Below are 6,339 nucleotides of genomic sequence, written 5' to 3'. Positions count from 1 at the left end.
CCACCACCTGGAAATTTGCGTCAGTTTTAGAGTGGTTTGCTAGTGTTATAAGGAATTCCCCGCGACTGTGGGAACCTTGATCAAGAAGAGACCGTCCTGGGAGAAGGAATGTTTTAGAGTTAGTTCCGCCCATGAATTCCTCTCTTCCTGTATCCTGGTCAACGGTCGAGGCAAAAGCCGCCCAAGGTCCAGTGCAAGCTGAAAAACTCCCGAACTACGATTTGGTTTTGCAATGTCAGACAGGACACCGTCCTGAAAGAGCTGCCTTTGCTGAACTGATGCGTCGCTACCAGTCGCATGTTGACAAGGTGCTGTATCACCTGGCTCCGGATTGGCAAGACCGATCGGATCTGGCTCAGGAAGTGTGGATTCGCGTCTACCGCAATATCAAGCGGCTGAACGAACCCGCTAAGTTTCGCGGCTGGCTGAGTCGAATTGCTACCAACTTGTTTTACGATGAGTTACGCAAGCGCAAGCGCAACGCGCAACCGCTGTCGCTAGATGCACCCTTGTCGCTAGATGATGGTGAGATGGACTGGGAGATTGCTTCTGACACTCCCGGACCAGACGAAGACTTGACGACTCGCGAGTTCTACGACCAGCTTCGCGACGCGATCGCTGACTTGCCCGAAGTCTTTCGCACGACAATTGTTCTGCGTGAGATTCAGGGCATGGCATACGAAGAAATTGCTGAACTGACGGGTGTTTCACTGGGAACCGTAAAGTCCAGAATCGCCAGAGCACGGCTTCGCCTTCAGTCTCAACTGCAAACTTACCTGGACGGAAACTAGTATGAGCAGCATTGATGCCTCATTGACAGTTTTCGCTGTGGCAGTTATTTCATAATTAGGGTGAGTGGTGTGAAGGTTTATGAGTTTGGTTTGCGGATCGTATAGATGCCTGGGTGCATTCCCTTACTGTGAAGTGATGCTGAAATGACTCCTGATTTCAACTTGCACAACGACAATCATCAGCCCCCTTCGACTCAGCCGACCTCTGGCGCGTCGAATACCGTCCAGCGTGATCGATTTGAACTCTTGAGCGCCTATTTGGACGGTGAGGTGACGGCAGGGGAACGCAAACAGGTCGAAGAGTGGCTTGCCACAGACCCGATCGCTCAGCGCCTCCACAGCCGCCTGCTCAGGCTGCGGCAAGGCTTCCAGAGCCTACCCGTTCCCGTAACGTCTGAGCAATCGATTCAAGAAACGGTGGATCGAGTGTTTGCCCAAGTGGAGCGCCGACCTAAGCTGTCCCTTGTTTGGGGCGGGGCAGGTGCGGCAATTGCGGCGCTGTTTATTGGAGCGCTGGCGATCGTGCTTCCTACTGCTCAGTCTCCGACTCCTGAATTTGCGGTTGCTCCTAAGCCTCAGTCTCCTGCTCCTCAACAGAGTGTGGATGCAGACCCGTTGCTGGTAGCGCTGGATAAACCCTTGGTGGACATCTCTCAAGAGTCAGTCACACCCAGAAACTCGTCTAAGTCTACAAATCGAGTGCGCTAAACAGTTGAGCTTGATGCTCGCGGCTCCAGTGTCCTTCTGGCAACAGCAGTCCACGGAGCCGTTGTACTTGCTTGGTAGTCATTGTATACGCCCAAGCAGTTCCTAGCGGCGTTTGAGCAGGGTCGAAGGTGGCGATTTGAACCCGATCGTACTCGTGCTCAGCGCGAGAAAGTCCTGCATAGCGCTCAAACTCGGCGGGATCGTGGAGTTCGTATTCGTCCAATTGGTTTAGAACGCAGTCATCTGCGAACGAGAGCACGTAGCCATGAACAGTCATGGTTCCTGCAGTCATAGCGGGATAGCCCAAGGGTAAAGCGTAGAGTTGACCCAGAGCGATCGCACGACTGGCGGCCACAATCTCGCTAGCGTGCTGAGCATAGCGGGCTTCGCTGGGCTTGAGGGTGCCGTAGACAAAAAGGTTGATCACCACAAGAGAATCTGATGCAAGATTAGCCGCGAATCAAGCCGTTCCGAGCCTAACGCGTTACTTTAGATTGCTAGTTCGGCGGTTTAGCGCTGGGTTCAGGATTTGGTTGAGCCGTATCCGATTTCTGAGTTTTTGCTGCACCAAGTTGTTCTTCAGCGATCGCATACCAAACCTGACCGTACGTCCGGGGATTCAGCGTTTGCCCCTTCAGGTCGGGAAACAGTTGAAAGAAGCGATCGTCTGCTAACTGATCGAGTGTGCGACTGCTTGGCCCAGTTTCTCCCAGTTGCTTTAGCCACTCATCATAGTTTGCACGACGGTAGGCTCCGAGTTTTTGGCGGGTTTCAGGCGCGAGAGTTTCTAATTTCTCTAGCAGATCGCCAGCGGTGCGGTTCCATTCAGCTTGCGGCTGCGTCGTGTCTGGCTTGCGGTTTTTTAGCTGTGGATTCTTGGCGTAGAAGGTTTCGTCTACCAGACTGGTCAGAAATGATCGGTCCAGGTTCAGTTTTTCTACACGATCGCGCAAGGTGTCTGCGCTGGGTACAGCTGACGGTGATGGAGTAGAGGGACTAGTCGTTGGCTTGGCAGTGGGCGCATTTGTAGAAGTATCTGAGGATGTGGCTTGAGGCGATCGGGCGGGAGACACTATCGATGACAGAATTCGCCACGATACGACAGAAACCAACAGCGCCAGTCCCGTGATCAGGGCGGCAGATGCGAGAAATTCTGCATTGAAGCGACGTCTCGGACGAATGCGCCCTTTGGGTGCTGGAGCCGATTGAATACTAGAGGTGGGTGAGGGCGCTGCAACCGTCGTAGAAGGTGAGCGAGCTTTTAGGGTGGTTAGGGTGGCAAGCAGTTGCATCACTTGGCCAGCCGTAGCAACGCGCTTTTGCGGGTCAGGAATCAGCATGCACTGCAAGAGTTGTCCCAGACGCGGATCGCTTGTTGTCACCTGCTGCCAATTGAAGCTTTGCGCCGTTTCATCGTAGAGGTCTTGCGGTCCTTTCCCGGTCAGCAGCGCGATCGCGATGACTGCCAGCGCATAAAGGTCGCTGTTGGGATACACACGACCCATCAACTGCTCTGGAGGCGCGTAGCCCCACTGTCCGGCGATTGTGTTTGGATCAACGGGATGCAATTGCATCCGTGCTACCAGTTCTTTCACTAAGCCGAAATTAATCAGAACGGGAAGCCAGTCCCGATCGCGCACAATGATGCTGTCGAGCGAGAGATTGCGGTGAATGACGCCGCGATTGTGCAGGTAGTTTAATACGGGCAGCACCTGCTGGAGAACCTGCACGACCTCAGCCTCCGAAAACGTTTGTCCCATTGCTTTGCGCTCGTCCAGCAGCACGCCGTAGCTTTTGCCTTCGATGTAGTCGCGCACCCAGTAAAACCGCTGATCGTAGGCTATCAACGTTTGGGTGCTGGGAAGTTGGGGATGCTGAAGCGTGTGCAGAATGGCGATCGCCGCCTGAAACCGCTGCCCGATCGTCTGCAGTGCCGCCGGGTCATGAACGGCAGGTGTAAATTCCTTCAGCACGCAAAGGGCGTTATTCTGCGCTTGGTCCCGTGCAAGGTAGGTTTGACCAAAGTCGCCCTGTCCCGCGACGCCAACCACGCGATAGCGGTTCTGCAACACGGTTCCAGGAGTCAGAGGAGCGGGCATTGTTGGGGGATTGCTGGTCACAGGAGCGATCGCCGTTTCAGGGGAGTTAGAGGTGCTCATAACGCTTGCAGACGCACGATTTAGAGAATGCTCCCCATCTTCACTGAAAGATGAGGAGTGAGATCTGCGAGAGTTATAGCCGATTCCTTAAAGCTTGAAGCAAGATTCAGCAATGAAGATTGACAGAATTATAGTATCTATGTACTAAACTGTCACCTACAAGTCAACGGCTGTGAAAACTGCTAATTGGTAGAATCCGGCATTGTGACATTTTCGGCGGCAGCAAGATTGATGGTGTACTCCACAGACTGCGTAGCCGTGGAGACAAGGACAACCTCGTAGATGCCAGAAGCGCTCAGTTTACCGGACCACTCCAACTCCTTTGAATCCTCTAGCAGCGCTGGCAGCTTGCTGCTGGGCGGATAGAGCGACAGACGGGTCGTTGATGGAGCCTGTACACTCAGCCGAATCACCTGATCTTTCTGGAGACTAGCAGTAAACGCCCTTCCAGTCCCGGGCTTCAGCGTGCCGCTGACCTGCTGGCTGAAGCGCCCGGATGGAAACTGAATGCGTTCTAGGGCGGTGCCTGCCTGAATTGCTGCAACTTCATCGGTTGCGATCGCCTGCCACACCTGCCCAAACGGGCGCTGAAGCAGTGTCGGATCGCGGGGCTGGTCGGGAAACCACTGGAAGAAGTGGGCATCCGTTAAATCATTGAGCGATCGACTGCTGAGGTTGAGTTGATTCACGGCGGCGCGACGCTTGTCTACATCCGCGTTAGAGTAGCTGCCCAGACGCGATCGTGCGGCTTGGCTAAGACGCTCCAAGCGGTCCAGAATCTCGGTGGCTTTCCGGTCCCAGTCAGCCCGCAGCGCTTCATCGCTGGGGTCAGCGCTCAGCGCCCGATTGATCGGGTGATCCAGGTAAAACGCATCGTCCACCAATCGCACGAGAAATCCTTGGTCAATGCCAAGAGTTTGGCGGCGATCGCGGATTGCCTGTTTCCGCGCCTGCTCCTGCTTAGAGTACTGCGAAACGTTCGTGCTGTTGTCGGACGGGGGAGCTACTGCCGTTTGAGTCGGCTGCGGTTTAGGGCTAGGCGACTCGCGTCCTAGCCACCACCAGCCGGTGGCGGTTCCTCCCAGCAGTCCCAGCAGTACTAGAGGAAGCCACGGCAGCGATCGCGCCTTTGGGCGAGCAGGGGGCGGCGCGATCGCCACAGTGCTAGATCCGTGTGAGAACGTAGGGAGGGGGGAAGGGGGAGGGGGAAGCGTGATGTCATGGTTTGGCTGAGCAGGACTGCTCAGCACGTACAGCACGTCTGGAGCCGACTGATAGCGACGGGGAGGATAGGGGTCTAGCATTCGGTCTAGTACTGAGACAAAGGGCGGACTCAACCGCACCTGCTGCTTCCACTGCTGCCGATCGCCTGCTAGCAGCTCCTGCGGTTCTCGCCCCGTCACCAGCACCAGCACCGTCACCGCCAGCGCGTACAAATCGCTGTGGGGGAATGCATCTCCGGTGTTCATCTGCTCATCGGGCGCATAGCCAAGTTTGCCCAGTCGAGTGCCGATCGCAGAGGCGTAGGCGTGCAGATGGGAAGCAACTGCCGCTGCCACCTGCTTAACACCGCCAAAATCAATCAGTACAGGCAAGCCGTCGCTGCTGCGAAGAATCAAATTGTCCGGCGAAATATCGCGGTGGACAACGCCCGATCGGTGCAAGTAATCCAGCACCGGGAGAAGCTGAAACAGCAATTGTCGCACTTCGGGCTCGGTAAACAGGTGCCCCTGAGCGCGACGTGTCTGTAACAGCGCGTGATAGGTTTGTCCCTCGACATAGTCCTGCACCAGAAACAGCCGCCCGACGCCCTGCACCTCTGCACGGAACAGTTCGCGAAACTGCGGAATTTGCGGGTGTTGAAGCTTGTAGAGCACTCCTGCCTCGCGCGCAAATAGCTCCTCTGCTTTCTGAAGCGACTGCGTTCCCTGCACCTGTGGAGCAAATTCCTTGAGTACGCAGGGTTCATGAAACCGATGGGTGTCCTCTGCCAGATAGGTGCGTCCAAAGCCTCCCTGCCCTAACTCCCGCTTCACTCGATACCGCCCACCCAGCAGTTGGCCGGACAGAGCGATCAACCCTACTGCCACCGCGCTCAGCTGCTCTCCACACTGGCGACAAAAGCGGCTGTCTCCTGAATTTTCGTGTCCCAGAGTGCAGAAAAGCGGTGACATGAGGGATTGGAACTCCGTAATGGGGGGTTAGAAAAGCAACGATTGTTTGTGATGCACGCCGTTATCATGGCTACTATAAACTGGCGCTGTCAAACGGCGTCTAGTGAACTGTGTAGAGGTCTGATCCAGGAATGAGCTCACACGAGAGCTTTATTAAGCTTCCCATTATCTCTCCATCCCTTCCTCCTTTTTCCATCACCCGTTTCCCTCGATCGTCATGAACCTTCGCATCGGCTGTGCAGTTTGGGCATACAAAGGCTGGCTTGGAGATCTGTTTCCAACCGGGAGCCGTCCCAGTGAGTTCCTGCACCTCTACAGCCGTCGCTTCACCACGGTTGAGGGTAATACGACATTCTACTCAGTTCCAGATGCCGAAACAGTAAAGCGCTGGGCAGCTGAGACGCCTGCTGGCTTTGAGTTCTGCCTCAAATTGCCGAAAGCACTGACGCATGGGGGACTGCTTGGACCGCAAATTTCTGGCGCGCTGCGCTTTATCGAGCAGATGAG

General features: G+C 55.3%; 6 protein-coding genes. 3 read left to right on the top strand and 3 right to left on the bottom strand.

What is annotated here, in order from left to right:
- Positions 1-131 precede the first annotated feature (131 nt).
- Positions 132-791 (top strand): sigma-70 family RNA polymerase sigma factor, encoded by a 660-nt coding sequence (locus H6F43_RS10135; RefSeq protein WP_190342660.1) that lies wholly within the window; start codon positions 132-134, stop codon positions 789-791.
- A gap of 144 nt (positions 792-935) precedes the next feature.
- A complete protein-coding gene (locus tag H6F43_RS10130; protein ID WP_190342659.1) occupies positions 936-1,499 on the top strand; it encodes a zf-HC2 domain-containing protein in 564 nt (187 codons plus the stop codon).
- On the opposite strand, the gene H6F43_RS10125 is transcribed toward H6F43_RS10130, so the two are convergent.
- The 3 genes from H6F43_RS10125 to H6F43_RS10115 all read right to left on the bottom strand — a co-directional run bounded on the left by H6F43_RS10125 (position 1,480) and on the right by H6F43_RS10115 (position 5,832).
- Positions 1,480-1,929, bottom strand: coding sequence for a gamma-glutamylcyclotransferase (locus H6F43_RS10125; RefSeq protein ID WP_347272394.1), 450 nt, complete (start codon positions 1,927-1,929; stop codon positions 1,480-1,482). The genes H6F43_RS10130 and H6F43_RS10125 overlap by 20 nt on opposite strands.
- Positions 1,930-1,996: 67 nt before the next feature.
- Entirely contained in the window at positions 1,997-3,658 is a 1,662-nt protein-coding gene (locus tag H6F43_RS10120) for a serine/threonine-protein kinase (RefSeq protein WP_190342658.1), read from the bottom strand.
- A gap of 182 nt (positions 3,659-3,840) precedes the next feature.
- Positions 3,841-5,832: a serine/threonine-protein kinase gene (locus H6F43_RS10115; RefSeq protein ID WP_190342657.1), complete on the bottom strand. Its 1,992-nt coding sequence runs from the start codon at positions 5,830-5,832 to the stop codon at positions 3,841-3,843.
- A gap of 217 nt (positions 5,833-6,049) precedes the next feature.
- On the opposite strand from H6F43_RS10115, the gene H6F43_RS10110 reads away from it, so the two are divergent.
- On the top strand, positions 6,050-6,339 hold a 290-nt coding region (locus H6F43_RS10110; RefSeq protein ID WP_190342656.1), incomplete at its 3' end, for a DUF72 domain-containing protein.

The organism is Leptolyngbya sp. FACHB-36 (genome assembly GCF_014695955.1).
GTDB lineage: Bacteria > Cyanobacteriota > Cyanobacteriia > Leptolyngbyales > Leptolyngbyaceae > FACHB-36.
Note: the sequence above shows the minus strand (reverse complement) of the source record. Positions and strands in the feature narration are given on the sequence as shown.